The 24,849-nt window shown below is 57.5% G+C and carries 27 protein-coding genes and 1 other RNA gene; 5 read left to right on the top strand and 23 right to left on the bottom strand.

Annotated features, from left to right (window positions below):
- Positions 1-35: 35 nt before the first annotated feature.
- From rimJ to BLU01_RS08920, 4 genes are read right to left on the bottom strand one after another with little or no spacing between them, the layout of a single operon-like run.
- On the bottom strand, positions 36-623 hold the full coding sequence (rimJ, locus tag BLU01_RS08935; protein WP_092273607.1) for a ribosomal protein S5-alanine N-acetyltransferase: 588 nt from the start codon (positions 621-623) through the stop codon (positions 36-38).
- A 57-nt stretch (positions 624-680) separates the two neighbouring features.
- Positions 681-1,718, bottom strand: coding sequence for a sensor histidine kinase (locus BLU01_RS08930; protein ID WP_092273603.1), 1,038 nt, complete (start codon positions 1,716-1,718; stop codon positions 681-683).
- Positions 1,719-1,727: 9 nt separating this feature from the next.
- The gene (locus BLU01_RS08925; protein WP_092273600.1) at positions 1,728-3,185 is read right to left on the bottom strand and encodes an ATPase domain-containing protein; all 1,458 of its coding nucleotides are present in this window, start codon (positions 3,183-3,185) and stop codon (positions 1,728-1,730) included.
- Positions 3,182-3,616: a hypothetical protein gene (locus tag BLU01_RS08920; RefSeq protein WP_231987142.1), complete on the bottom strand. Its 435-nt coding sequence runs from the start codon at positions 3,614-3,616 to the stop codon at positions 3,182-3,184. The genes BLU01_RS08925 and BLU01_RS08920 overlap by 4 nt, the downstream gene beginning before the upstream one ends.
- 173 nt (positions 3,617-3,789) lie before the next feature.
- On the opposite strand from BLU01_RS08920, the gene BLU01_RS08915 reads away from it, so the two are divergent.
- From BLU01_RS08915 to BLU01_RS08905, 3 genes are all read left to right on the top strand, one after another.
- On the top strand, positions 3,790-4,320 hold the full coding sequence (locus tag BLU01_RS08915; RefSeq protein WP_167370423.1) for a GNAT family N-acetyltransferase: 531 nt from the start codon (positions 3,790-3,792) through the stop codon (positions 4,318-4,320).
- A gap of 198 nt (positions 4,321-4,518) precedes the next feature.
- Positions 4,519-4,770, top strand: coding sequence for a helix-turn-helix transcriptional regulator (locus BLU01_RS08910; RefSeq protein WP_092273594.1), 252 nt, complete (start codon positions 4,519-4,521; stop codon positions 4,768-4,770).
- Entirely contained in the window at positions 4,767-5,966 is a 1,200-nt protein-coding gene (locus BLU01_RS08905) for a type II toxin-antitoxin system HipA family toxin (RefSeq protein ID WP_092273591.1), read from the top strand. The genes BLU01_RS08910 and BLU01_RS08905 overlap by 4 nt, the downstream gene beginning before the upstream one ends.
- A 32-nt stretch (positions 5,967-5,998) precedes the next feature.
- Here the strand turns inward: BLU01_RS08905 and BLU01_RS27545 are convergent, their stop codons facing one another.
- A complete protein-coding gene (locus tag BLU01_RS27545; protein ID WP_157720153.1) occupies positions 5,999-6,367 on the bottom strand; it encodes a DUF6124 family protein in 369 nt (122 codons plus the stop codon).
- 224 nt (positions 6,368-6,591) lie between these two features.
- Here BLU01_RS27545 and BLU01_RS08895 point away from each other — a divergent pair, with 224 nt between their 5' ends.
- Positions 6,592-7,458, top strand: a complete 867-nt coding sequence (locus tag BLU01_RS08895; protein WP_092273583.1) for an exonuclease domain-containing protein — start codon at positions 6,592-6,594, stop codon at positions 7,456-7,458.
- 126 nt (positions 7,459-7,584) lie between these two features.
- Here BLU01_RS08895 and BLU01_RS08890 read toward each other — a convergent pair whose 3' ends face one another.
- From BLU01_RS08890 to BLU01_RS08850, 9 genes are all read right to left on the bottom strand, one after another.
- Complete coding sequence (locus BLU01_RS08890; protein ID WP_092273579.1) at positions 7,585-7,950, bottom strand: histone-like nucleoid-structuring protein, MvaT/MvaU family; 366 nt, start codon at positions 7,948-7,950, stop codon at positions 7,585-7,587.
- A 968-nt stretch (positions 7,951-8,918) separates the two neighbouring features.
- The gene (locus BLU01_RS08885) at positions 8,919-10,304 is read right to left on the bottom strand and encodes a tyrosine-type recombinase/integrase (RefSeq protein ID WP_092281535.1); all 1,386 of its coding nucleotides are present in this window, start codon (positions 10,302-10,304) and stop codon (positions 8,919-8,921) included.
- Positions 10,305-10,332: 28 nt separating this feature from the next.
- Positions 10,333-12,171, bottom strand: a complete 1,839-nt coding sequence (locus BLU01_RS08880) for a ClpP-like prohead protease/major capsid protein fusion protein (protein WP_092273576.1) — start codon at positions 12,169-12,171, stop codon at positions 10,333-10,335.
- 2 nt (positions 12,172-12,173) lie between these two features.
- Positions 12,174-12,401: a ribbon-helix-helix domain-containing protein gene (locus BLU01_RS08875; RefSeq protein WP_092273573.1), complete on the bottom strand. Its 228-nt coding sequence runs from the start codon at positions 12,399-12,401 to the stop codon at positions 12,174-12,176.
- Between the two features lie 105 nt (positions 12,402-12,506).
- On the bottom strand, positions 12,507-12,734 hold the full coding sequence (locus tag BLU01_RS08870) for a DNA-binding protein (protein ID WP_231987141.1): 228 nt from the start codon (positions 12,732-12,734) through the stop codon (positions 12,507-12,509).
- The gene (locus BLU01_RS08865; protein ID WP_092273570.1) at positions 12,731-13,027 is read right to left on the bottom strand and encodes a hypothetical protein; all 297 of its coding nucleotides are present in this window, start codon (positions 13,025-13,027) and stop codon (positions 12,731-12,733) included. The genes BLU01_RS08870 and BLU01_RS08865 overlap by 4 nt, the downstream gene beginning before the upstream one ends.
- Complete coding sequence (locus tag BLU01_RS08860; protein WP_092273567.1) at positions 13,024-14,196, bottom strand: AAA family ATPase; 1,173 nt, start codon at positions 14,194-14,196, stop codon at positions 13,024-13,026. Before BLU01_RS08860 ends, BLU01_RS08865 begins: the two co-directional genes overlap by 4 nt.
- On the bottom strand, positions 14,193-14,603 hold the full coding sequence (locus BLU01_RS08855) for a virulence-associated protein E (protein ID WP_092273564.1): 411 nt from the start codon (positions 14,601-14,603) through the stop codon (positions 14,193-14,195). The genes BLU01_RS08860 and BLU01_RS08855 overlap by 4 nt, the downstream gene beginning before the upstream one ends.
- Positions 14,604-14,605: 2 nt before the next feature.
- Positions 14,606-14,893: a DUF3077 domain-containing protein gene (locus tag BLU01_RS08850; RefSeq protein WP_092273561.1), complete on the bottom strand. Its 288-nt coding sequence runs from the start codon at positions 14,891-14,893 to the stop codon at positions 14,606-14,608.
- On the opposite strand from BLU01_RS08850, the gene BLU01_RS27540 reads away from it, so the two are divergent.
- The gene (locus tag BLU01_RS27540) at positions 14,893-15,078 is read left to right on the top strand and encodes a hypothetical protein (RefSeq protein WP_157720152.1); all 186 of its coding nucleotides are present in this window, start codon (positions 14,893-14,895) and stop codon (positions 15,076-15,078) included. The two genes, BLU01_RS08850 and BLU01_RS27540, sit on opposite strands and share 1 nt — an antisense overlap.
- A gap of 374 nt (positions 15,079-15,452) precedes the next feature.
- Here BLU01_RS27540 and BLU01_RS08840 read toward each other — a convergent pair whose 3' ends face one another.
- The 9 genes from BLU01_RS08840 to BLU01_RS08800 all read right to left on the bottom strand — a co-directional run bounded on the left by BLU01_RS08840 (position 15,453) and on the right by BLU01_RS08800 (position 24,797).
- Positions 15,453-15,707: a helix-turn-helix transcriptional regulator gene (locus tag BLU01_RS08840; protein WP_092273558.1), complete on the bottom strand. Its 255-nt coding sequence runs from the start codon at positions 15,705-15,707 to the stop codon at positions 15,453-15,455.
- Positions 15,708-15,800: 93 nt separating this feature from the next.
- Positions 15,801-16,610: a hypothetical protein gene (locus tag BLU01_RS08835; RefSeq protein ID WP_092273555.1), complete on the bottom strand. Its 810-nt coding sequence runs from the start codon at positions 16,608-16,610 to the stop codon at positions 15,801-15,803.
- Positions 16,611-16,661: 51 nt separating this feature from the next.
- Entirely contained in the window at positions 16,662-17,900 is a 1,239-nt protein-coding gene (locus BLU01_RS08830) for a tyrosine-type recombinase/integrase (protein WP_092281531.1), read from the bottom strand.
- A gap of 166 nt (positions 17,901-18,066) precedes the next feature.
- Positions 18,067-18,460: a transfer-messenger RNA gene (ssrA, locus tag BLU01_RS08825) on the bottom strand.
- 94 nt (positions 18,461-18,554) lie between these two features.
- Positions 18,555-18,833 (bottom strand): hypothetical protein, encoded by a 279-nt coding sequence (locus BLU01_RS08820; protein ID WP_092273553.1) that lies wholly within the window; start codon positions 18,831-18,833, stop codon positions 18,555-18,557.
- Between the two features lie 210 nt (positions 18,834-19,043).
- Entirely contained in the window at positions 19,044-21,854 is a 2,811-nt protein-coding gene (locus BLU01_RS08815) for an FAD-binding and (Fe-S)-binding domain-containing protein (RefSeq protein WP_092273550.1), read from the bottom strand.
- On the bottom strand, positions 21,851-22,522 hold the full coding sequence (locus BLU01_RS08810; protein WP_092273547.1) for a LutC/YkgG family protein: 672 nt from the start codon (positions 22,520-22,522) through the stop codon (positions 21,851-21,853). The genes BLU01_RS08815 and BLU01_RS08810 overlap by 4 nt, the downstream gene beginning before the upstream one ends.
- Positions 22,522-23,976, bottom strand: coding sequence for a LutB/LldF family L-lactate oxidation iron-sulfur protein (locus BLU01_RS08805; RefSeq protein WP_092273544.1), 1,455 nt, complete (start codon positions 23,974-23,976; stop codon positions 22,522-22,524). Before BLU01_RS08805 ends, BLU01_RS08810 begins: the two co-directional genes overlap by 1 nt.
- On the bottom strand, positions 23,973-24,797 hold the full coding sequence (locus BLU01_RS08800) for a (Fe-S)-binding protein (protein WP_092273541.1): 825 nt from the start codon (positions 24,795-24,797) through the stop codon (positions 23,973-23,975). Before BLU01_RS08800 ends, BLU01_RS08805 begins: the two co-directional genes overlap by 4 nt.
- Between the last annotated feature and the right edge of the window lie 52 nt (positions 24,798-24,849).

Below are 24,849 nucleotides of genomic sequence, written 5' to 3'. Positions count from 1 at the left end.
GCTGAAAGGTTTTTCCCCTGGAGGCGGAATGCGGATCAGGCGAGCGGTTTTGACCAGCGCTGTTCCGGTGTTTCAAAACGCTCGTTGATCAACGCCGTCAGCACATGATCCTGCCAGCGCCCGGCAATGCTCAGGTAGGCCTTGGCGTAACCTTCGCGCTCAAAACCGAGACGTTCGAGCAACTGCGCGCTGCGTTCGTTGCCGGGGATGTAATTGGCCATGATCCGGTGCAATTGCTGCACGTCGAACATGTAACTGATCGCCGCTTCCAGCGCTTCCTGCATCAAGCCCTGGCCCTGATGCTCGGCGTCAATGTGATAGCCGAGGTAACACGCCTGGAACGCGCCGCGGGTGATGCCGCTGAAGTTGCAGGCGCCGATCATCTGGTCGTTGTCCGGGTTCAGCAACGCGAAATGCACCGCCAGACCGGCGGCGAAAGCGCTGGCCTGAATCTCCAGACGCGAACGCACGCGTTCGGTGCTGTGGTAATCGGCGGGGCGGATCGGCGACCAGCGCGCCAGATGCCGCTGGTTGCGCCGGTAGAAATCGCTTTCCAGCGACGCCTGATCAGGGTCGAGCACCGCCAGGGTCAGGCGTTTGCACGGCAGGGAAAACAGCGGCATGGGGCGCTCCGGTTGGCGGGGATGTTTGCGCAAGCATTGCGTGGCCGGCGGAAAAACTCAATCCGCTGCCGGAAGCGGGACCAGCGGCAACGTGACGATAAACGTGCTGCCGCGGCCATCGCCATCACTGGTGCCGACGACCGTGCCGCCATGCGCTTCAACCAACTCGCGCACCACCGTCAGGCCGATGCCGAGCCCGGCGCCGTTGAAGCCGATGGCATGAACGTCTTGCACGAACGGCTCGAAGACAAACGGCAAAGCCTCGGCGGAAATCCCGATGCCGTCGTCGCGAATGTTCATTGTCAGCAGGTTATCGCTGGCGGTGACCAACAGCGTGACGTTGCCGTAGGCCGGGGTGTACTTGGCCGCGTTACCGAGCAAGTTGCCGAGGATTTGCGCCAGCCGTACCGGATCGCCATCCACCGACAAGGCGCAGGTCGGCAGTTCAGCGTTGAAGTGCAATTGTCGGGTGGTCATCACCGGGCCACAGATATCGATGGCCTGGTGAATGATTTGCAGCATGTCGACGATCTGGCAATTGAGGCGCAATTTGCCGGTGCTGGCGCGCGACACGTCGAGCAAATCGTCGACCAGCCGCGACATGTGCCGCACCTGGCTTTCGATCAGCGACTGCATGCGCGGCAGCTCTTCTTTCGGCACGCGAACCAGCCGCCCGGCGATCATGCTGATCGGCGTCAGCGGGTTGCGCAGTTCGTGGGCAACGAGTGTGAGAATGTTGCGCTGCTGCGCCAGGGTGTGTTCCGCCGAAGCTTGCAGGTTTTGCGCGCTGAGCGCGGCGATGACCAACTGCGCGTTGGCCTCGCGCATCTCCAGAAACAGCCGCTGTTCTTCTTTCGAGCGCTGGGGTTTTTCCGCATCCGATTGCGCCAGCAGAATCGCCAGGACCAATTGCTGGTTGGCCTCGACCAGTTGTTCGATCTGCTGCGCGTCGACCAGGCGGTTATTGGTGTCGCTCAGTTCCTTTTGCAGCGACGCCAGCACTACACGCGCCTCGGCGGTTTTCTGGCCAAGCACGAACAACTCACGAGCGGCCGTCGCCATCGCTTGTGCATTCGTGCCATTGGCCTCGGTCATTGGCTTGGCTTACGCCTCGTCACTTCCGGGCCGCCGGGTTGGCCGGCCCCCGAGCAAACCTTCCTGGTCCGGGAGCATTTCGCCGACCTGCAAGCCGCCATCGTCGATGCGGTACAGGCGCAACTCGTCGGAATGAGCGCTGGCGCGGACCTTGACCACGGCCATGATGCGCAGCAAACGGCTCTGCACTTCGATGTAGCGCTGGACGATGATCGCATCGGTGAGAAACGCCGTGCCGTAAGGGCTGAAACGCAGGTCGGTGTAGCGGTCCTCCAGTTCCGAGGTCATCAGCACGCTGACGCCGGCACCGGTCAGCGCCGTGACCATGCGCGACAGCGACTCGCGGAAGTCTTCGCGGAAGGTCGGCGCCAGCGCCAGTTCGAAGCCCGACAGCGAGTCGATGACCACGCGAGTGGCTTTCAATCGAGTGATTTCACAGAGCAGTAACTGGACGATTTCGTCGATCGACAAGTCCGGCGCGCGGCTGTCGACCAAGCCGACCTGACCGCTCTCAATGAGTTTGGCCAACGTGGTGTTTTGCGAGTGATTGGGCCGTTGCTCAAACACTGCAATTACCCCGGTTTCGCCATTGCGCGCGCCTTCCGCGAGGAACGTCGCGGCGAGAATGCTTTTGCCGGAACCCGACGGCCCGGCCACCAGCAACGAATAACCACGAGGCAAGCCACCGCCGAGCATTTCGTCGAGCTGCGGAACCCCCATTTTCAGGCGTTTGATCGGGAATTCCAGCGGTACTCCAACCCGGTTGAGCGGCGCTGGCGCGAAGACCTTGATCCCGGACGTGGCGATGCGGAAGGTGTGCAAACCGGGCAATGTCGGCTGGCCGCGCATCTTCATGATTTCCATCTTGCGCACCATCGAGTTGCGCTCGACGCTCTGGCGCAACCAGATCAGGCCGTCGGCCACGGTGAAAATCGGGTTGGTGTCGGTTTCGGTGAAGTATTCGCCAATCAGGAAGGTCGTTGCCTGCCAGGTGGTCATCAACATGCCCAGTTGCTGAACGAACTGCGGCAGGTTGTTGTTGGGATTGTCCTGGGTCTGGCTGGCCAGCACCACGGAGCGGAACGAGTCGACAAACACCAGCGCCGGGGCGTGGGTCTCGACTTCGCTGACGATGCGCCGCAATACCTCATCCAGATCGCCGGCCAACGTATCGTCGACCAAATTGATGTAGCGGATCGACTGGTTGATCGCGTCGCTGTCGAAAAAGTCGAATTGCTGCTGATAACGCAGCATCTTCAGCGGCGGCTCGCCGAGCACGGTAAAGAACAACGCCGGGCGTTCCGGCGTCGCCAGGGCAAACATCATTTGATGCGCCAGGGTAGTTTTACCGCAGCCAGGAGGGCCGGCGATCATGTTGAACGAAAACTCGGGTAATCCTCCGCCCAGCACCTCGTCCAGGCCTGGCACGCCGGTGGCCAGACGGTTGATAGTCACTTTGGTGCTCATGGCGAAGTTTCCTGCGAAGGGGTGTCGCTCAAAGAAGGTTCCCACACGCAACGAAGCAAACGTGCGGTGAGCGAGGGCCCGATCAGGGTGGTCAGTAGTTCATAAAACGTGGTCAGCAGCACTTCACCGAAAAACAGCGCATCGACCTCGCTTTGCTTGACGAGTACGGATTGGAGCGCAATCAGGTCCCACGCCGCTTGGACGCTGTCGTAAATGCTGGCCAAACGCGGCTGATTGGAGACGCACAGGTGGATGCTGCGGCGGTACAACGCGACAACCCCTTGGTGGCCAATGATCGGCGTAAGGGCTGCGTCCATCTCCTGCAAGGTCGAAACGATCGCCTGGGCGATGCTTGCAGTGTCAGCGTTAGGGCCAACACGGTGCGCCAGAGAAGCTACGATCTGGCGGCTCTCTTCGCTTAGCGTGGGCATGGCTAACTGATATCTGATTGACAGGCAGCGATGGTACACCCTATGAGCATGCAGGTCGTTAGTTGCATCAACTCTGATTACTCATGCCGATTTTATGAACATTGCCGACCTAAACTTCGCAGGCCATAGGTCGTTGATATCAGTGAAGATGGACCGAAATTGAAGGATGAAATATGGACGTTTTATTAACTCAGTGCCGGTCTCCAGTAAGTTTGCGGGCGCCGGATCCTGCGTTATCCGTGGCGCTGCAGCGAGCGTTAAATGACAGCTTTGCCGTGCATTCGGAGTTTTTGCCTTGGGCGAAATCCTTTACCTCTGAGGACGAGGCGCGGGCGTTCATGTTGCGCTCGGTTGATGAATTCACTAGCGAGACTGGCGAGCGGCGGTTTTTTATTGTTGCCGGCGATGGCGAGGCGATGGTTGGCTGCATTGGCTTGATCCCGCGCGGTCGCAATCGGCATGAGGTGGGTTATTGGGCTAACACTGAGTTTGCCGGCAAGGGTTATATGCGGCGGGCGCTGACGGCGTTGATCGGTAATTTGCCGGGCGATGTTTTTTATCTGACAACGTCCTCGGCGAACCTGGCGAGTCAGCGGTTGGCGGTGGCGGCGGGTTTTGCGTTGATCCGCATATTCAAGCGCGCGCGGCACACGGAACTGCATGGGGTTCAGGATACGTATCTGTATCGCTTGAAAGGGGCGTAGGCGAGGCGGTTAATCGCGGGCAAAAAAAAGCCCGCGGGAGGGCGGGCAAACCGTAGTTTCTTGAATGAGCGAGGGCAATGTATCCGATGGGGCGGGGTGTTGGGGTGAAGAAAAATTCATGTGGTTTCATCGATAATATTGCTCGTCGCAAGGTTACGTATGCGTTACATTCGTCGCTCAATGTCACGGTAACGGAACATGGACTGCTATCTGCTCATTTCACGGCTTGCGAAACAGATCCGCGAAAAACGCCTTAACCGCGGCCTCACGCAGGCCAGTCTCGCCGAGCTCGCTGGTCTGACGCGGCAAAAAGTCATTGCTGTAGAAAAGGGCAGTCCTTCAATTGGCATGCTGGCGTATGCGCGAGTCCTTGGCGCTCTTGATTGCGAATTGGCGGTGCTCCCCGCCGCCATGCCGACCCTTGAAGAGCTTGGAGAGTTGTTCAAATGAAGATGGTCACTCTCAAAGTCAGCACACCTGACGGCAGTAGCGGCAGTGTTTTTACCAGCGCTGAGGACTTCATTTTCCGTTACCACGAAGACGCGTTGCCGCCGATGGCGATCAGTCTGTCGATGCCTGTACGACCTGACGAATTCCGCCGACGAGATCTGCACCCGATCTTTCAGATGAATCTCCCGGAAGGCTACGTGCTGGAACAACTGCGTAATCGCCTGGCCAAAACGGTAAACATCGACCCGATGATGTTGTTGGCACTCTCCGGTAGCAGCTCGCCCATTGGCCGAGTGCAGGTTCGTTCTGACGCGATCGACGTATTGCTCGGGGAACAGCAATTCAAAGGTGAAAAACTCGAAGAAATTCTGGCGTGGGATGGCGCTGAGGACATCTTCGCCGACCTTCTTGATCGCTATATCCTGCGAGCCGGTATTTCGGGCGTTCAGCCCAAGGTATTGGTGCCCGAACAGCGAGGCTCTGAGCTGTCCCGCGTAACCACGAAGACATCTGATCTGATCATTAAAAGTGGCCGGGACGAATTTCCGGGCCTTGCGATCAATGAGTTTCTTTGCATGTCCATCGCCAAGGAGGCAGGCATCCCGGCACCGGAGTTTTACCTCTCTGATAACTCCAAACTGTTCGTCATGCGCCGCTTTGACCGCGACCCGCAACTTAATCCAATCGGCTTCGAAGACATGGCGGCGCTAATGGGCCTCTCGGCCGATCAGAAATACAGCAAAAGCTACGCCGCCATCGCCAAAGCAATACGGCTGTTTTGTCCGGCGGAGCATCAGCGTTCATCGCTTGATCAACTATTTGATAGCGTGGCGCTCAGTTGCATCGTCGGAAACGGCGACGCGCATTTGAAAAACTTCGGTTTGCTCTATTCCGAGCCAACGCAGCGCGATGCACGACTCGCTCCCGCCTATGACATCGTCAACACCACCGCTTACATCCCAGAAGATGTGTTGGCGTTGGACCTGGCGGGCAACAAATCAATGTTCGCCTCCCGTCAGGGCTTATTGGAGTTTGCACATACCTGTGACGTAGAGCATCCCAAAGAGCGCATTCAGCGGCTGCTTACAGCGCTCGAAAAAACCCTTGGCAGTTATCCCGAGTACAGAGAGCAGGCGCCCCACGTGGTCAGTTCCATTGAAGAGTCCGCCGCACCTTTCGCGTTAACGTTCAGATAGGCCCAACGCCGGTAACGGCATTTCACGAACGCTTAATGAAAAACCGGCGTTTGCCCCCGAGCTTCAAGATTCTTCAGCGCCCGGTTGATCAAGATCTCGCTCAACATGGCCAACTTGCCAATCACCACGACCGTGTTGCGGTCCCGGCCTTCCATTTGCGTCATCAGCTCTCTCACCAAGGCTTTGACCAGCGCCAGATTCTGGCTGGCGTGATCGAGCATCGTGATCGCATCGGCGTCCGGCTGGACCTCGAAGATGCAGGTCATCGGGTCAACCAGTCTCGGGGTTCGCACGCGAGCGCTGGTCGGAGGTTGAGCGACGGCGGGGTTTGCGCTCTGGTCGGTGGTGTCGGGTTCTGCAAGCACGGTATTTTCAGTTGAATCTGGGCTGATCTTTTTCAAGGAAGAACTCCGGAAGTCAGGTTTCCTGCGCTTTTCGGCGTGCCGGTTGGCAGCAAAAAATCAGGTTATCTGCTCGCAAGTGCGCTCGGTAGTTCATGGAGTTCGCCGCAGCTTGCGGGAAATTTCCTAGGACGTGTGTTCGCGGTTCATCGAACTGAAAAAATCCGGGCTTTAGCCAATAACCTCTCTATTCTCACGGGACAATTCAGGCGCGGGTGAGAGAAATGGATTTCACGGTTATCGATGTCGAAACAGCCAACCCCAACCTCGCGAGTATTTGCCAGGTAGGAATTGCGGTATTCAGAGGTGGGAAACTTCACCAGACCTGGAGTTCGCTGGTCAATCCAGAGGACTACTTTCACCCAATGAACTCCGCCGTGCATGGCATTGATGAAAGCATGGTGGCTTCGGCGCCATCCTGGGCGCAGGTCTATCCACAAATATTGCCATTCGTTACCCATCAAATCGTCGCAAGTCACATGCCCTTCGATCGAACTGCAACGCTGCGAGCCTGCCAGAACGCAGGTTTGGCGCATTTCGACTGCTCGTGGCTGGACACCGCAAGAGTTGCGCGCCGCACCTGGAGCGAGTTTTCGCAATCGGGCTACGGCCTGAAAAACCTCGCGACCACTTTGGGCATTTCCTTCGAGCATCACGATGCTGTGGAGGACGCGCGTGCAGCCGGGGAAATTCTGGTCCATGCAATGACTCACACAGGCTTGACGGCGGCAGATTGGTGTTCGCTCGCTAACCAGCCACTGGCAAATGTTCTGCGCTCGTTCAACCAACTGGTCATCAATCCGAATGGGGAATTGGCCGGCAATGTCGTGGTGTTCACTGGGGCGCTGTCCATCCCTCGCAGAGAGGCGGCTGAACTGGCTGCTTCTGGGGGGTGTGAAATCGGGAGTGGAGTGACGAAGCACACCACTTTGCTGGTCGTCGGCGATCAGGATATTGGGCGATTGGCGGGGAAAGACAGGAGCTCGAAACATGTGAAGGCTGAGGAGCTGATTGCCAAGGGGCAGAACATTCGCATTTTGGGCGAGAGTGATTTTCAGGTGTTGTTGGGATTTGAATCTTTGGGGCGTTGAGCTGACCGTGGTCGACCGTTGCATAGACCGTCAAAGCCTCACGCGCAGCACGGAGCGAAATAGCCGTATTCAATTGGCGGTAAAAACTAAAAAGGGCCCATCTGGGCCCTTTTTCAGGTAAAGCTTTTACTTCTTCAGCCAGCCCTCGACGACGTCGGCACCGTGCTCTGCTTTCCACTCTTTCAATGCTTTGTGATTGCCGCCCTTGGTTTCGATGACTTCACCGGTCTTCGGGTTTTTATACACCTTGAGGCCGCGTGGTTTGCGCGTCTTGGCGACAGGTGATGCAGTTTGGCGTCGGGCCGTGGTCTTCGGTTCCAGCAGATTGATGATGTGATTCAGACTAAAACCGTACTGTTCGAGCAGCTTGCGCAGCTTGGTCTCGAACTCGATTTCCTTCTTCAGTCCGTCATTACCCTTCATCGCCTCCAATGCCTTGAGTTGCTCGGCAAGATGCTTTTCCAACTGACGAAATTCTGCGAGTTTGGACATCGTATTTCCTCTATTCAGTGTGCGGTGCGTAGTTATTGAGATAGGCGGACCTGCTTGCAAGTTCAGCGCTATTTTTTGCGTGTCAGGTGGCTCTCAATAAGCGTCATTCCCGCTCTGATCGCGTTGTCGGTGGGGGTGAAACGAATGCAAAGAAACGGCCTGGGCGGTCGCTAGGCAGGTGAAAGCCACCTAGGTCGTGGCCAAGCATTTGCGGCAACGGCTCTGAAGCGTGAAGATATTGGACGAGGGTGGATTGCCAGAAACAAGAAAGCCCGCACTAGGCGGGCTTCTTGAGGTGTTTCGTAGACTGTCCGAGACAGGTCTAAACAGCTAATTTGGTGGGCCGGGGACGTTTGAACCGGACTGAAATGTCCCCGTAAGCATTGGGTTTGGTGTGGCTGTGTGATTCAAGGCATACACAGTGGCATACACGCTGCTGGTTGCTGTGCCGTGTCAGATAAGAAAAATGACCAGTCATCATATTCCTGCATCTGGCCGTTACGCGTAACGCTGGCGGTTTGAATCCTCATTAAGCATCTGAACCCGCGTCCAATATTCCGAAAGTGCGTCGCGAAACGTGCCAACCAACTCAGACCAACCTGTCGGTTGTGGTGTCAGCGGGGCAAATTCAGCCTCCGTTGCATAAGATCTGGGGTGAAACCCTTATGGGGTGGGGCTTTGGTTGCTTCAACTAAACAACAACCAACCACCGAAACGAGGTCATACATAGCGAACGAGCGGGGCCCGAATTACCCCCTATAGGGGGAGGGGGCCGGGAGTACCTTTTGCTTTTTTTGTCTGGCTGCTCGCATGGCCTGTTCCGCCAATTTGCACAGAATTCGACTTGAGCGCGCGGCACCTGTTTTGCGCGTGTTGCTCCAGTCGTGCCCTTTTTATGCAGTCGTGCCCATGTCCAAGGGTGGGCACAACTGAGGGCACAAGGGCACGACTGGACAAAAGCTCTTGGCTCATACGTCCGTCCACTGGGTGAAATGCCCCCAGACTTCTTGCCGCGCTTCAGCTCTAGGATTGCCCCCGGCCTCATCGTTTCGCATCCTCCCTTGGGATGGATATGGAGAATCGATGGAGGCCACGCTGATACTGGTCTGCGTGGGTGATGCCTCTACCGCGTGTCCCGCATATGTCCCACCGTGCAAGGCAGTGAAGCCGTGGTGGTCGAGGTGGTTGTGCCACGTCTCCAGAGCCTTGCGCTTCATGCCCTCGGCAGTGGTGTGGATGTAGGTCGCATCCAGGTCTTTCATGGCGTGGTTCAGCAGCATTTCGCCCACCATGTAATCCACGCCTAGATCAGCCCAGGCGGTACGAGCCACTTTGCGCAGGTCATGGCTCGACCATGAACCCTTGGCCAAACCGGCAAACAGGGTGCTGGCGTTGGTGGCACTAATCGCCGTACCAGTGCGTCCAGGGAACAGGAGCGGCCCTTGATACCCTGCTGTTTGCTGTATGGTCCGGTAGCGCTCGATCAGGGCGCAGGCTTGCTCGGTCAGTGGCAGCGTGTGCTCGGCTTTGGTCTTGGTGTCCGGTGCGGGGATAAACCACTGGCGGGTGGTGAGGTTGAGGTTCTTCCAACGAGCCAGCCTCGTTTCGCCCAGTCGGGTGCCATGACAGAGCATCATCAACGCGAGCATCGATTCCAGCGGTGCATGTTCGATCCGTTCGGTCAGGGCGTGCAGAAGCGTTGGTAGGTCATCACCGCGTAACCGGGCGGGCTTGGGCTTGATGCGGGTCTGTACGAAGTCGGTGTACTTGAGGTCGGCCATGGGATTGGCGGTGATCAGGCCAAGGCGCATGGCTTGCCGGAAGGCGACCGCCAGCACGCCATACACCGAACGCACGAATGACAACGAGTAACGCTCTTGCATGGGCCACATCAGCAGGCGGTCGAGACTGGCACGGTCAAGGTTTGCCAGCGTGACATCCTGAAGGCGTGGTACCAGATGACAGCGCAAGGCTGACTGAACACTGGCTTTTCGTTTGGCCGACAACCCCCGGTCCCGCCCCATACGATCGGCGTACCAGGTCAGCACCTCTCCAACGGTGCGCCAGGCGGTGGTGGTGGAGGCTGCCTTGGGATCGACTGCGCGTCGTGCCAGGATCGTCGGCAGTGTGCTAATCATCAGTTTGGCACTGATGCTGGGATAATTACCGGCTTTGCCCCACTTGCCACGCACGACGACATGCCAGGCGCCCTTGTTGCGGTCGGTGGTGGAGTAGCGGAATCTGAGTTCGGGGTGACGGATGTCGCGCAGTTGACGAATTTCGCCGCCAGTGTGGCGGCGAATCTCGGCATCACTGATCACGACCGTCAGGGTCTTGAGGTCGGGACAAGGCATAGGTGATGGCTTCGTATAGGTGAGAAACTTAGACGGCTTTCGCGCGAGCCAGGCCGCGATAATCCAGCGGAGCCACACCGGCATCGATACGCACCTTGAGGCTAACACCGTCCACAGACCACCCTACCTGCTCCTCCAAATAAGGTGTGTCGACGCCCTCCAGGTAGGCCACTTCGATGGTGTCCGACCCTTGCTCCGCCGCGACGAACCAGTACGGTGTAGACAGTCGATCCAGTCGGCTTTCGACGATGAGCTGGCCCATCTTGCTGACAGGGTTGGCGATTCCGCTGTTGGTCTCTGGCCCTGGCACCGACGTACTGTTCAGCACCTGCATGGCGGCTGACTCAAGGCCGGCCGGGACAATGACAAAAGCGGGTGAGATATTCAGCGCTGTATCGAAGTCATCTTTCTGCAAGCGCATCTTGCGGCGCAGTTCGCCCAGGATCGCAGGGGACATAGCGGCACCGGTTTCGTCGATGTTGCCGTGATCGGCACTGAACAGTGGCTTGCCGTCGACGAAGGCCGCGTTGGTGGTCAGCACTGAATAAACCAAGTCGCCAATGGTGCGGCTTGCCGAACGGCCCAGGTGGGCAGGAAGCGCGCTGAATGCGCTCAAGTCATCATTGATGATCGCCTGGCGGGTAATGCTGAACAGTCCGCCATAGGTCGCGAGAGCGATCGGTGCGCCCCGGTCGTTGCAGGTAACGTATTTGTACTCAGCCCCTTCGAGGACTTTAGGCAGCGTTGGGAAGCCGGACATGCCAACTCGGCGCGCGGGGTTGAAGTTGCTCAGCGAGCCTTTTTTGGTCCAGCGTTGGAACGTCTCGCCGCTGGACTCCCAGCCCCGCAGCATGGCTTTTTCGGAAACGCTCATCAGCACATTACCGAAGTCGCTGGTGGTGTGTGTAAAGGCTGCCCCCACCAACTGCATTTTCGAGCCGTAACTGGCCACGCCTACACCACGTTCGGTGAGAGACGCGCGAGCCATCTCAGCCAAGGTCATGGTTCGATAAGGGTTGTTGGCATCCTGAGCTTGAGCGATACCCAGGCGAGTGCTCAGTGCATCGATCATGCCGTCACGGACAATGTTGCCATTACCTGCATGGGCGAACGTGTCGGTGCGCAGGCCACTGATCGGAGTGGTTCCTTCGCCCAACGCTACCAACAGTTTTTCGCGGACTTGAGCGGTGGTGTAGGTCATGAATTCTTTACTCGCTTGTAGACGCTGAATGCTTTCGTGGCCTGCAAAAGACCCGATAAGTGCGTTGAGCTTTTGGCGGTGGGCTTCGCGGCTGTCGGTTAGCCGCTGGAGAGATTGCGTTGCGGCTTCTGGCGCCTGAACAACGGTGGCCAGGAATGACATGGCCGTCGCTGCCAAACGTGGCTTGCCGCGCTCGGCGTTATCTACACGATGGGCAAAACCAGCGTCGACGGCTTCATAGGCGTTGAACCATGTTTCGGCACTCATGATTGCCACGACCTTTTCTCCGCTAAGGCCCGTTCGCGCGGTATAAAGCGCGGCCATTTCGCGGCTGGCCATGTCAAGCGTGTCGGCAGTTTTGCGCATCTTGGTGGCATCGCCAGATGTAACAGTCCACGGGTTGTGAACCATCATCAAGCTGTGCTCGGCCATCACGATTTCATCGGCGGCCAGCGCCACGATTGTGGCCGCACTGGCACACAAACCATCGACGACGGCAGTGACATGGCCCTGGTGTTTATTCAGGATGCTGTAGATCGCCAGGGCGTCGGTTACGCTGCCGCCAGGGCTATTGATATGGACGGTTAGCGGCAGTTGGCCGACCACCATGGCCTTGACCTTTTGAGCGGTGACTTCGTCGATCACGTCATAGATTTGAATGTCCATGCTCAGCCCTCGCTGCTGGCGTCGTCATCGCTAGCGGGTTGTTGTTCCCAGGGGCGCGGCATGGGAGCGGCGACATGGTCGCACCACTTGCGGATAGCGTGGCGGGCCAGGGCGGGCAGAGAGAACATTGGGGAGTGCTCACCGGCTTCGGCATCAAGGCGGCGTTTGAGTTGTTCGAGGTTGCGAATGCAGTCTTCGTCCAGGTGAATAGTCATGCGTTTTTCGGCCATGGGGTTTCTCCGTAAGCTTTCTGAACTGCTGATAAATGTCAGCAATGTGAGAACGCACACATTGGAGAAACAGCCATGGCCGCTCAACGCGGTAAATCTTCGTTTTTATGCGGTTTCCGTAACGAATTTGCTGATATCTGCGATTTTATAAAACCTTCGATTACCTCGGCGGACGTAGGGAAGTGGCGATTGACCAGCTGACGCCATTTGGCGGAAGTATGAAGGTGTGTATCCCAGCAGCTTGGCGGTGGCGTTCTCCGGCACCAGGCCGCCAAGCAGGGGAGCAACATCCATCTGCTGCAAACGGGTGTAGATTTCGTCCTCAACACTCACGGTGTCACCTCCGCATCAGGCCAGCGCCAACGAACCTCAGCCAGTGCTTCGTTACGCGTAACGGGTACACCCACCATCGTGCATATAGGTCTTTCGCCCAGAACTACTCTCCAGTGGCAGCGGCGCTCAATCCCATCATTCGCTGCCAGCTCGGCCAGCAACTCAAGACGATGTGCGCGGATATATTTTTGCAGGTCATCCGTGACCCGCGACCTGGGCGATACCACCACCCGATTTCCCTTCTGGCGTGCCGACAAGCCGCACTGCGCTAAATAGTCGATCGTGGTGCTCATATCGCCACCTCATCCACACTCAGCTCGGCTTCCACGGGGGCATCTATTGCTGGCTTTCCCCTGTGAGGAAAGGCCGCGTAATCACCCGTCGCTTGAGGGAGTGACCAGGTGACTACGGTGTCTGCACCAAACCCAGCCCTGGCAGTAGTGACCGACAGATTTTCTCGCGCATTCCTGATCTGTTTTTGCGTATACCCGTTGCCCACCATCAGGTTTTTCGCTTCTTTTCCCGTCAGTGGCCCAGCGCTGAGGATTCGCCGCAAGGCCTCCGCTGGATTGTCACTGTCATCCAGGCGCTCTTCGTCGCAGGCTTCTACATCGCTAAGGATGTCGCGGGCGCTCCCCTCGATCACATCACCCCATTGCACCCGTGTGGTCTCGATCCCGCCCTCGATGTCGCAGGGCTCGATGGTGTAAGAAACGCCACCCTCATCGGTGCCGATGTTCGACTTCGCCCGCGCCAGCACGCGCACGTCGGATCTTTCCTGCTTGGCTGCTACGAGCACTGTCCTGGCCAGCGCTGAAAACGCCTGTGAGCCTATCACTCGATCTGCTGGCGATGATCCGGCGCCGCCCTTGGCAAAGTGGGATATTCCCACCACTGCACAGAGGTTTTGCTCGGCAAAGTCCACCACGCCTTGTAGGCCTCGACGCACGTCATTGGCTTTGTGCATATCGCCCTTCACCGCGCTGACAATGGGGTCGATCATCAGCAGCGATACACCTCCTATTTCATTTGCTGTTGCCCTAAGCAAGGCAATATCGTTTGCCGGGTCGAACGAGTCAGCGTCGCCTTGGGCATTAACGCGGCCATCAATGAAGTAAACCCGACTCATGTCAGCGCCAGCAGCGGTCAGTCGAGGCGCTAACGTATCGCCTATGTCGTCCTCGCTTGACCAGATCAGGGCGTTACCGGGCTCATTGCAACGGCTGCCGTCCGGCCAACGGCCACCCGTGGTAATGGTTGCGATCAGGCTAAGCAGCAACGTGGTTTTCCCCGTGCCGCCCGCTCCCGCCAAAATGTGCAATTTTCCTTTTGCCAGCCAACCTGGCCACAACCAGCGAATGGCCACCGGCTTGATGCTCGCCGCGCACACGGCATTAACTTTCCATACTGTGGGGCTGTCGGCCTTCGCCCACTGATCCGCATAAAGATCTTGAGCGCTCATTTGACCCCCAGGCGCAGCTTGGCGAGGTTGAAGCGCTGTAGATCGTCGCCAAACAACTTTCCGTCATCGAGCATTGACTTTCCGATTAGGTATATGACGCGCTCATGTTTAATCGCGGCAGCACTGGGGCCGCGGCGTTCGCGCTTTACTCCTGGGAATAGATCGCGCAATTCCAAACCGATAGCCGAAACAATGTCCTGCGCCGTACATCCGGCCCAGCACTTGAGCAAAACAGTACCGTCTGATGTTTCAGTTATGGCGAGGCTGGGAGACTTGTCGTCATGTGCAGGGCAACACGCTTTCCACTTACTAGTGCCGGCAACTTTAACTTTGTCGAGGCAACTAAGCACTTTATCCAGGCAAGCCGATCCCGCTAGCGCAACTTGGCGCTGATTAGAGGTTTTCATGATTACGCCCCTGAATTGAGGTCGTTAATTTCCAACTTCCACAGCACGGAATTAAGCGCGGCTCTGGCGCTTTCAACTGTGTGGGTCACCATAAAGGCGTTATTGCCCTCAAGTGGGATTTCCCCAGAAGCTGCATCAGCGAGGCTATCCATCACGCTGGCAAGAAGATCCGAAGCGATATGCAAAGCGTTTTGAGCGTCGACGTTAGGGTTAACGCTAAACAGCTCTTGTTTTTTGTGTGCGTGGGCAGGAGAGATAAAACGAACTTCGGTAGTAGTCAGATGTTTCATTGCGCGCCTCCGGCCAACATGGCTTCAAAGAACCGGGCGCGGGCCATTTCGGCGTTGTAACGCTGGTGACGAACTTTGAGGCTGGATTGGCTCTTGAGCTGGGCGACAGCACGGGCACGGTGACGCTCGATTTTGTTTTGGATTTCGGGCGGAGTGAGGCTAAAAAGAAGGTTAAGCACGGGTGACGCTCCTTGATTTGAGGAGCCGCCGCCTATTGCCGCGAAGCAAGGAAGGGTGGCGGCTGTGCGCGGGTTCGCGGACCGGGAATCAAGGAAACCGGCACACCCGAAGGTGTCCCACGCACAGCCACCATAAAGCGAAGATACAGGCACAAAAAAAGCGCCTGCAATCGTAATGTGGGCGCTGTGGCGCCTTGGATTCATCGGGCCGCGACGCCCGGTCGCTGAATTTGCAGCGACAGCAAAACGATAACCGTGATTTTTGTCACTGGCAACCGATTTCGGCAGTCGTGCCCTTGTGCCCTCAGTAGTGCCCAGCCTTGGGCATGGGCACGACTGCACTAAAAGGGCACGACTGGAGCATTTAAAATTCGGACCGCTCACTGTTTCGCATCCCCAGGGTGGTCGACTTGGACTTTGTCTCTGGCTGCAATCTTGGATTGCAGCCAGGCTTCTACCTCGGCCACGACGTAGTAAGCGGCAGCTTGGCGGGAGTCACCGTCTTTGATGGGCTTGGGGAATGATGGGTCTTTCACTCTGAGCTTGGCGAGGCCGGAGCGGGTCACGTCTAGCCATTGGCAGAGGGCGGGCTGACGGATCAGCCCCTTGCTTGGAGGGGGATTATTCGGATGCATATGGGCCTCTGTGTGGTTAAGGCCCGCTACGTTATGCACCTTTCTCGCACCTTTCATAGCAATGCAAAATATTTGCTTGCATTGCAAACAACATTATTGATTCTGCGTTTCCATAGCCTGTTTTGCTATCCTCAGGGCGTGGTTTACATCGTCTTTGCGCGCTCCTTTCCATTTGCGCTCACCGATTTCCGCCGCAACAGCTCCCTGTTTTTTCTGGTCATCGCGCAGCAGCTCCCAAAGTCCAGCAACCACAAGTTGCCAGTTAATATTTCGTTCTCCAATAGGCCCTGTGCTTACCAATGTTTGGCGCCCATCGGCAGTGGGTATGTAATCGTTGAACTCCCTAAATGGACTCAATACATACGAAGTCTTGGCCGGTAAATCTTTACCAGCTAGCTCTTCCTCATATAAGTCGTAAAAGTCCCAAGTCTGCCCGCGTGAATGGAGGATCGCCGGCCACTCCGGGCAAGCGGTTGGATCGTTCATGATCTCAGCTACTTGGCAAATCTCGTGAGGTGAATAAACTCGCACATAATGGTCAGGTCTAATCTCATCAACACCGAAGTCGGCCCTACCTGCTAATACCCGCCACCTAGTGCCATTGCTGTCCTCTATCCAACCATCGTAAGGCAGCGGATATGGAATAACGGAAAGCCATTCCTGCATGGCGCCACGATCCTTATCGTACTCAGGGAATCGATCATCATCGGCAAGGGAGAACACTACGTCAGGGTAAGTTTCAGAATCGACTGGCGAAAACTGCATATACCCCGGAATAATTCCTTCCAAGGCGTACCCTGCCATATCTTCGCTACTGACTTTCTCACCTATCAGTAAAGAAAGAAGTTGTGCGGCTTCATCTTCAGAAATGTAGCGTTTGAGCTTAAGTGGCTTGATTGCCATGTGTTTCCCTACGGTTTTGTTATAGAAGGTGTGGGTGTCAGAAGTTCGCTATCAAGCGCGCTTGAACGCCACCACGTTTCCAGCGGCGAGCGCATCCAAGTGGTCGGCGTACCACTGCATCATGGTCGTGCGCTGGCCCAGGTATTGCGCTTTGTTGTACACCCCTGCAATCCCGTCTTTGACGTGTGATAGCTGAGCTTCAATGTGATTCTCCTCGAAGCCGTGTTCATTGAGGATCGTGCTGGCGATATGGCGGAATCCGTGGCCGGTCTGCCGACCTTCGTAGCCAAGGCGACGCAGTGCCATCAGAAAAACGGTATTGGAACGCGGTTTGGTGGTGTCGCTGCGACCAGGAAATAGCAGCAAATAAGCCCCGGTGAGGTTGTGCAGAGCGTGCAACAGTTCGACGGCTTGGCGCGGTAGGGGAACCACATGTTCACGACGACGCTTCATTCGTTCAGCGGGAACAGTCCACAGGCCTCCATCTAGATCGAACTCAGCCCACCGGGCTTCTCGCAGTTCAGACGGACGACAGGCGAGCATAGACAGCAGGTGTAAGCCGATACGAACGTCCGCCGCACTTGGGTACGCTCTGATAGCTCGCAATAGAGGCGGCAACTCGTCGATTGAAACGTGGGCATAGTTCTCGGCTGGCTTGGTAAGCAGGAACTTGTGCAGCCCCTCCAGTGGATTGTGAGTAGCGCGGCCAGTGACGCGAGCCAGGTCGTAAATTTCCCGGCACATGCCGCGTACTCGGCTGGTCTGCTCGACAATCCCGGTTTGCTCCATACCGCGCAGAAACTCCATCCACTCCATTGGCAGAACACCTTGATAGGGCCGCTTACCAAAGACGGGAAACACATGCAGTTCCAGGGCGCCGATGGTTCGGGTGGCAGTACCCGCACTCCAGCCTTTGCGCTTGTTGGCGTACCACTCTCGCGCCAGATGCTCGAAAGTGTTGTTAGCCGCTTCGCGTTCCGCTGCTTTTTGAGCGCGCTGGGTAGCGAGCATGCTGCCATCTTTCATTGTGCTGTCACGTAGCTCTGCCGCCTTTTGACGTGCCTGTTCGCCGGTCAACTGGTGGCTGCCCTTGCCGTAGCCTCCCAAGCCTAGCCAGGACCATTTGCCATCGGCTTTTTTGTAACGCAGCTCCCACGACTTCTGGCCGGTGGGCTTCACTCGCAAATAGAGCCCGGCGCCATCCAGTTCACGGTAGGTGCTGGCTTCAGGCTCAAGGCTGGCCAGGGTGGTGTCTGCCATCGGACGGCGCTTAATCTCCGAACGCTTCATGCGTGTATGCCCCAGTTTCAAATTTAAGGCGAGCATACAAGCAGGCATACACGGGGTGCAATGCTGTGTGGGTTCATTCGGGGATGTCCAGACACAAGAAAGCCCGCACGGGGCGGGCTTCTTGGGGTGTTTCCGAGTCATGTGGGAACATGTGGAAACTAGTATTTGGTGGAGCCGGGGGGATTTGAACCCCCGTCCGCCAGTACTCCGCTGTCGGTACTACATGCGTAGCCGTTTCTATTAAGTTAACCCTCAGCGACCCGAAGGGCAGGGTGCTTTGGGCGAGTTGTGTAAGTTTTAGCCGCTTCGTCCACAACGTACTGCACGGCGATTCTGTTCTATATGACAATCACTTTGGGTTTACAGACATCCCCTGGTGATTGCTGGACCCGAAGGTACCAGGAGGGAAGGGCTAAGGCTGCTTACGCAGCGAGAGCGTATTCCCCGTAGGTTTCGTCATTGGCAACTATAGAAAGTTGCAACAGTGGATTTACGAGTTCTGTTACCAACTCGGCATGCACCTAAAGTTTCGCGACCGGCGTCGAATCCTAAACGGCCCCGTGCCTGTTGCTCGGTGAATCATATGAGCGACAGGCGTGCGCAGTGTACGCCAACACAGCTCAGAAGGCCAACCCGAAGGTTGGCCTCAACTGATTATGGGTTGGGTTCGTTGGACAATTTGTCTGCACGCGACAGTGCTTGGGTCGCTTCGGTGATGCATTTTTTCTCGTCACCGGCGGCTTGCGAGGCTTGTGCGCTGGCGAGCAGTCGATTGAGCTCCATCCGAGTGTTTTCGGAGGTCGCCGGGATCGAGGTCACTTTGTCCTTGAGCTCTTGCACTTTGACGGTACACAGGTTGTTTTCCGCAGCGAATACGGGGGAGGCCAACATTGCAGCGGAAATGAACAGACCAGCGAGTGCGGTACGTTTCATGGGTATCTCCTGAACGTTTGGTCTCGGTGCTGGGCGTTCATTGGCCGGCACGTCGAGTCGGTGGCAAGCCTCGTTAACGGGCTTATACAGATGACTACAGCCGAGTAAAGGAATTCGCTTTTTATGAATAAAGTTATGAAGGAAGCGTTTTTAACTCATAAACGCACTAAAAAGGGGCGGATTCGCCCCCTTTTTGCAGGTGGAAATTGATCAGACTGAACGTGCGTGCGTCACCCGGTCCACCAGATAGACCAACCCGTGGTAGTCAATCCCGCCATGTTGCGTAAGACCAATCTCACACGTGCGGCTGGTCGACAGTCCCTCGCTGCAATGCTGCACCGCATCCTTGAGCGAGCGCAGCGAATGCGCGTTCAATTCCGGCGTGGTGAAACCCTTGTCGCCGGCAAATCCGCAGCAATGAATGCCTTCCGGAATCACCACGTTGTTGCTGCATTTACGCGCCAGATCGATCAACGCCTGGCTCTCGCCAAGGTGCTGGGTGCTGCACGTGACGTGCACCGCGATCGGCGCTTCCTGCGGGGTGAAATCCAGTCGATCCATCAAGTGCGTACGGATGAAACGGACGGGATCGTACAGATCGAGACGCACATCACCCAAATCCTCAACCAGCCTTAACGTACAAGGACTGGTGTCGCAGTAGATCGGATCGAGCCCGCCGCGACTGGCATGCAGCAACGCGCCGATCAGCTCCTGACGCTTGTGTTCGGCCTGCTCGGCGTAGCCCTTGGAGGCAAATGGCTGACCGCAGCAGAGGCTGTCGAGGTTATCCGGGAAGATCACTTGGTAACCGGCCTTTTCCAGCAGACCACGGGTTTTGTCGTACAACGACATCTGCTCTTTATCCCCTGCCGCCGGGCCCATTGCCCGCGAGACACAAGCCGCCAGGTACACCACGCGAGGGCGTTGGTCCGACACGGTCGGGCTGAAGCGAATGGCTTTTTCCGGCTGCGGCATGGCGCTGGTCCATTGTGGGACCTGACCTTTGGACAGCCGCGTCAACGTGGCCGAGAGCTTGGCCAAACGCGGCGCCCCGAGCATCATTCGCGCACCGTTGGCGACGTGCAGGGTGAAGCGCGCACCTTGCAGGGCTTTGGCGAAATTTCCTTCAATCCAGTTGGCGGTTTTCGTGTGCGTTGCCTTACGACTGCGGAGCTTTTTCACCAGGTCGCCGGTATTGATTCCTACAGGGCAGCGCTGTGCGCAAAGACCCGTCGCGGCGCAGGTTTCGATGCCTTGATAGTCGTAGGCGGCTTCGAGTTCGGTGGTATCGACGCCGGCGCGTTGTTTCGCCTGAATGTCGCGCCAGATCACAATGCGCTGGCGCGGGCTCAGGGTCAGGCCTTTCGACGGGCACACCGGCTCGCAAAAACCGCACTCGATGCACTTGTCGACGATCTCGTCGGCGGCGGGCAGCGGCTTCAGATGTTTGAGGTGAATCTGCGGATCGTCGCTGAGTACCACGTCCGGATTAAGAATGCCGTTCGGGTCGAGCAGGCGTTTGAGTTGCCACATCAACTGATAGGCATCGCTGCCCCATTCCAGTTCGACGAAGGGCGCCATGTTGCGACCGGTACCGTGTTCCGCCTTCAGCGAGCCGCCGAATTCCACGGCAACCAACTGCGCCACGTCGTCCATGAACGCCTGGTAGCGTGCGATTTCTTCCGGGTTGTTGAAGCCTTGGGTGAAGACAAAGTGCAGATTGCCTTCCAGCGCGTGTCCGAAAAGGATCGCTTCGTCGTAGGAATGTTTGTCGAACAACGCGATCAGCCGATTGACGCCGATCGCCAGTTGTTCGACCGGGAACGTCACGTCTTCGATGATCACCGTGGTGCCGGTTTTACGCACGGCGCCGACAGCGGGGAAGGTGTCTTTGCGGATCGCCCAGAGGCGGGCGTTTTCCAGCGGATCTTCAGTGAAGTCGACTTGTTTCTCGACCGGGAATGAAGTCAGCGACGCCATGATCTGCGCCAGTTGTTCGTGGAGCAAAGTGGACGACGCGGCGCGGGATTCGATCAACAGGGCGCAGGCATTATTCGACAGTTGTTGTACGAAAGAAGGCATGCCGGGTTTGTCTTGCACCGAGCGCAAGCTGCGGCGGTCGAGCAATTCAACAGCCGCGACCGGTTGGCTTTTCAGTACGGTCACCGCGTTGCAGCAGGTTTCCACGTCCGGGAACACGATCAGCGCCGAGGCTTTGTGCGGGTGGTCGATCACCGTGTCGTAGGTCACCGCGCTGATGAAGCCCAGCGTACCTTCCGAGCCCACCAGCAAGTGGCTCAAGATATCCACAGGTTCGTCGAAGTCCACCAAGGCATTTAGCGACAACCCGGTGGTATTTTTCAGACGGTATTTGTGGCGAATTCTCGCGGCCAGTTCGGCATTGGCGCGGGTCTCGCGGCTCAAAGTCGCCAAGCGTTCCAGCAACGGCGCATGACTCTCGCGAAACGCCGCGACACTGGCCGGGTCCTCGGTATCAAGGCGGCTGCCATCGGCCAATACCAGCCGGATTCCGGCCAGTGTGTGATAGGTGTTTTGCGCCGTGCCGCAGCACATGCCGCTGGCGTTATTGGCGACGATGCCGCCGATTTTGCAGGCGTTGATCGACGCTGGGTCCGGGCCGATCTTGCGCCCGTACGGCGCCAGCCACGCGTTGGCCTGGGCGCCAATCACCCCCGGTTGCAGGCGAATTTGCGTGCCTTGGCCGCGAATCTCGCGCGCGTTCCAGTTATCCCCCAGCACAATCAGCACCGAGTCGCTGATCGCCTGCCCGGAAAGGCTGGTGCCGGCCGCGCGAAAGGTCACCGGCACCTGATCGCGTTGCGCCAGTTTAAGCAGGGCGACCACTTCGTCCTCGGATTCGACGCGGATCACCAACTGCGGAATCAGCCGATAAAAACTCGCGTCAGTGCCGAACGCCAACGTCGATAACGGATCATCGAAACGCCGGTCTTGTGGAATCAGTTGCTGCGCGTCACGCAGAAAAGCGGCCGGTAACGTCATTGGTCCTCCAGGATCAACACCACCAAATCTTTCGGACCGTGGGCGCCGTAGGCCAGCACTTGCTCGATGTCGGCGGTTTTTGACGGGCCGGACACCAGCAAGGCATTGGTCGGCATGCCTTGGGCCCACTCGAATTCCTCTTGCACCTGATAGAAGTTGTCGCGGATTTCACTGGCCTTGAGCAAGGCGAAATGCACCGGCGGCACCAGACTCATCAAACGCGGTTCTTCGCGCGTTGGCCAGAGAATCAGGCTACCTGTCGCGGCGATTGCTCCGAGTGTCGTGGTAAGGCTGGCCGGGGTGTCGTTAAACAGTTCGGCTTTCCACGCTTCTACCGGGCGGTCGTAGGATTTGAGTGTCGGCAGGTGCGGATTGTTCGACCAGTGTTGTGTGACGCGCTGCCCATGCCCTGTAGTCGGTGCGATCAACAGGCTCGGCAACTGCCGGTCGTGCAGCAATTGTGCGAGTAACTCGGGCCAGTCTTCGCCCGTGGTCAGATGGATTTCGGTATGCACCGCTTCCATCAGTTTGCGCAGTTGCGGGATGCGTTGTTCCGGGGTGTAGGTGTAGGGCGCGGTCACCAGTTCGACGTCGAACTCGTCAGGCACTGGTGTCGTGCCTGTCAGACTATTGCGCAATTTGCCGAGGATATTTTGCCTGGCGCTCATCAACGATCTCCCTGTTTGGCCAAGTGCTCGCGGGCCATGTCATGCAGCGAGCGGGCAGCGGGTTTTGGCGCGCTGTGGTTTTGCGTCCATGGCCCGACGTTGGCTGGCGCGAGTGCACGCAGGCGCGTGGCGAAGAAGCCGAACCAGCGATAAAGCGTCGGTGAACTGTTGAGTCTGGCCCAGGCGTTCCAGATAAAACGCTCCTTGCGCGAATACTTGCTGCCCTGGCCACGCATGACTTGGTGCGGTGAGTCCGGGGCCTTGACGTTCTCCTCGCGCAGGCGACGCAGCAATGCCGGGATAGGGATTTTTACCGGGCAGACTTCACCGCAGGCGCCGCACAGCGACGATGCACTTGGATGGTCCGGGACTTTCGCCAGGCCGACCATGTGCGGCGTGATGATTTTTCCGATCGGCCCAGGGTAAACCTCGCCATAAGCGTGGCCGCCGATTCGGGTGTAGACCGGGCAATGATTCATGCAGGCGCCGCAGCGTATGCAGTTCAGGGTCTGGCGCAATTCGCTGTCGGCGAAGGCCTGGCTGCGACCGTTGTCGAGCAACACCAGATGCACTTCTTGCGGGCCGTCGAGTTCATGCTCCTTGCGCGGGCCGGAGATCATGTTGACGTAGGTGGTGATGGGTTGGCCAAGGGCCGAGCGGGTCAGCAGCGATAACAGCGGCACCACGTCGCGCAGGTTTTCAACGACTTTTTCGATGCCGGTCACGGCGATGTGTACCGGCGGCACAGTGGTGGTCATGCGGCCATTGCCTTCGTTTTCGACCAGCAGCAAGGTGCCGGTTTCGGCCACGGCGAAGTTGACGCCGGAGACGCCGATGTCCGCTTCGAAGAATTTCTGTCGCAAGACTTTGCGACCGATCTGAATGAGTTGGTCAACGTCCTTGGTGTATTCCACGCCAAGTTTGTCGTGGAACAAGGACGCGACCTGACCGGCGTTCTTGTGGATCGCCGGCATAATTATGTGTGAAGGTTTCTCGTGGTCGAGCTGGACGATGTACTCGCCCATGTCCGATTCCAGGCATTCAATGCCTTGATCAGCGAGGAAATGATTCATCTCCATTTCTTCACTGACCATCGATTTACCCTTGATCACTTGCCGCGCCTCGTGAGCGCGGATGATCGACAAGACGATGCCATTGGCTTCGTCCACCGTTTCCGCCCAGTGCACTGTCACACCGTTGCGGGTCAGGTTCTGTTCAAGCTGCTCGAGCAAATCGGGCAACTTGGATAACGCACGGGCCCGAACAGCATTGCCCAGCGCTCGCAGATGTTCTCTTTCATGGGCATCGCTGAAAGACGCTGCCCGTTTGGTCATCAGTGAATCCATCGCCGTGCGAAAGTTATTTCGCAATTGCGTGTCAGCCAAAGCCTCGTGAGCCCTGGTTCTGAAATCTTCTTCTACGGCAACCGTAGGAATAATCACCGAGGCGTTCATCGGACACCGCCGGTACGTTGCCAAAGGAAACTGGCCAGATGTTGGCCGCGCAACGCTTCCTTCTGTTTCTCCAGCGAGCCGTTGATGTTCATCAAACAGCCGCAATCGGCACTCAGCACTTGATGCGCGCCGGATTCCTTCAGCGATCGGGTCTTGTCTGCCACCATCGCTCCAGAAATGTCTGGCATACGGACGCTGAAAGTCCCACCAAAGCCACAGCATTCACTTTCGTGGCTGTGCTCGACCCGTTCGACGTTGCCCAACTGCGCCAATAATTCGCGGCCATGCAGGTGCGTATTCATCTCGCGGCGTGCCGAGCACGAGGTGTGCAGCGCCACTTTCACCGGTTGGCCGCTGTCCTTGAGTTGCACTTTGCAGACAAACAGCAGGAATTCGGCCAGTTCATACGTCCGGGCGGCGAGCGCCTGAACCTGTTTCAACGTCTGCGGCTCATCCTTGAACAAGTCGGCGTAGTGCTCGCGCAACATGCCCGCGCAAGAACCCGACGGCACCACCACCGGAAAATCCCCGGCAAACAGCGCCAGTTGCGAGCGCGCCACGGTCCGGGCTTGCTCGGTGTAACCGGAGGTGTAAGCCGGTTGCCCGCAGCAGCTTTGCCCTTGCGGGTATTCGACGCGAATGCCTTCGCGTTCCAGCAGGTGAATCGCGTCCATCCCGGCTTCGGGGTAGAACAGATCCACCACACATGTCCCGAACAGGTAGACCCGCGACGGTTTTTCGCTGGGGTATTGTCGAGGCTCGGGCAGTGGCGGGGCGACGCGGGTCGCGTTCGGCACGGCGTTGTAAAAAAGCTCGCTCATCAGGCGTCTCCGGGTGGTCCCGGTTATCCGTCCGTTGAGGCTGCTGAATATA

This window comes from Pseudomonas prosekii (assembly GCF_900105155.1).
GTDB lineage: Bacteria > Pseudomonadota > Gammaproteobacteria > Pseudomonadales > Pseudomonadaceae > Aquipseudomonas > Aquipseudomonas prosekii.
Note: the sequence above shows the minus strand (reverse complement) of the source record. Positions and strands in the feature narration are given on the sequence as shown.

What these genes read in the sequence shown, in the direction of transcription:
- BLU01_RS08890 (WP_092273579.1), bottom strand. Translation starts at nt 7,950, where the DNA reads ATGTCCAAACTCGCAGAATTTCGTCAGTTGGAAAAGCATCTTGCCGAG.
- BLU01_RS08840 (WP_092273558.1), bottom strand. Translation starts at nt 15,707, where the DNA reads ATGCATCCGAATAATCCCCCTCCAAGCAAGGGGCTGATCCGTCAGCCC.
- BLU01_RS08820 (WP_092273553.1), bottom strand. Translation starts at nt 18,833, where the DNA reads ATGAAACGTACCGCACTCGCTGGTCTGTTCATTTCCGCTGCAATGTTG.
- BLU01_RS08880 (WP_092273576.1), bottom strand. Translation starts at nt 12,171, where the DNA reads ATGGACATTCAAATCTATGACGTGATCGACGAAGTCACCGCTCAAAAG.
- BLU01_RS08895 (WP_092273583.1), top strand. Translation starts at nt 6,592, where the DNA reads ATGGATTTCACGGTTATCGATGTCGAAACAGCCAACCCCAACCTCGCG.
- BLU01_RS08800 (WP_092273541.1), bottom strand. Translation starts at nt 24,797, where the DNA reads ATGAGCGAGCTTTTTTACAACGCCGTGCCGAACGCGACCCGCGTCGCC.
- BLU01_RS08855 (WP_092273564.1), bottom strand. Translation starts at nt 14,603, where the DNA reads ATGAAAACCTCTAATCAGCGCCAAGTTGCGCTAGCGGGATCGGCTTGC.
- BLU01_RS08875 (WP_092273573.1), bottom strand. Translation starts at nt 12,401, where the DNA reads ATGGCCGAAAAACGCATGACTATTCACCTGGACGAAGACTGCATTCGC.
- BLU01_RS08835 (WP_092273555.1), bottom strand. Translation starts at nt 16,610, where the DNA reads ATGGCAATCAAGCCACTTAAGCTCAAACGCTACATTTCTGAAGATGAA.
- BLU01_RS08810 (WP_092273547.1), bottom strand. Translation starts at nt 22,522, where the DNA reads ATGAGCGCCAGGCAAAATATCCTCGGCAAATTGCGCAATAGTCTGACA.
- BLU01_RS08905 (WP_092273591.1), top strand. Translation starts at nt 4,767, where the DNA reads ATGAAGATGGTCACTCTCAAAGTCAGCACACCTGACGGCAGTAGCGGC.
- BLU01_RS08850 (WP_092273561.1), bottom strand. Translation starts at nt 14,893, where the DNA reads ATGAAACATCTGACTACTACCGAAGTTCGTTTTATCTCTCCTGCCCAC.
- BLU01_RS08915 (WP_167370423.1), top strand. Translation starts at nt 3,790, where the DNA reads ATGGACGTTTTATTAACTCAGTGCCGGTCTCCAGTAAGTTTGCGGGCG.
- rimJ (WP_092273607.1), bottom strand. Translation starts at nt 623, where the DNA reads ATGCCGCTGTTTTCCCTGCCGTGCAAACGCCTGACCCTGGCGGTGCTC.
- BLU01_RS08930 (WP_092273603.1), bottom strand. Translation starts at nt 1,718, where the DNA reads ATGACCGAGGCCAATGGCACGAATGCACAAGCGATGGCGACGGCCGCT.
- BLU01_RS08885 (WP_092281535.1), bottom strand. Translation starts at nt 10,304, where the DNA reads ATGCCTTGTCCCGACCTCAAGACCCTGACGGTCGTGATCAGTGATGCC.
- BLU01_RS08910 (WP_092273594.1), top strand. Translation starts at nt 4,519, where the DNA reads ATGGACTGCTATCTGCTCATTTCACGGCTTGCGAAACAGATCCGCGAA.
- BLU01_RS08920 (WP_231987142.1), bottom strand. Translation starts at nt 3,616, where the DNA reads ATGCCCACGCTAAGCGAAGAGAGCCGCCAGATCGTAGCTTCTCTGGCG.
- BLU01_RS08815 (WP_092273550.1), bottom strand. Translation starts at nt 21,854, where the DNA reads ATGACGTTACCGGCCGCTTTTCTGCGTGACGCGCAGCAACTGATTCCA.
- BLU01_RS08830 (WP_092281531.1), bottom strand. Translation starts at nt 17,900, where the DNA reads ATGAAGCGTTCGGAGATTAAGCGCCGTCCGATGGCAGACACCACCCTG.
- BLU01_RS08865 (WP_092273570.1), bottom strand. Translation starts at nt 13,027, where the DNA reads ATGAGCACCACGATCGACTATTTAGCGCAGTGCGGCTTGTCGGCACGC.
- BLU01_RS08925 (WP_092273600.1), bottom strand. Translation starts at nt 3,185, where the DNA reads ATGAGCACCAAAGTGACTATCAACCGTCTGGCCACCGGCGTGCCAGGC.
- BLU01_RS08805 (WP_092273544.1), bottom strand. Translation starts at nt 23,976, where the DNA reads ATGAACGCCTCGGTGATTATTCCTACGGTTGCCGTAGAAGAAGATTTC.
- BLU01_RS08860 (WP_092273567.1), bottom strand. Translation starts at nt 14,196, where the DNA reads ATGAGCGCTCAAGATCTTTATGCGGATCAGTGGGCGAAGGCCGACAGC.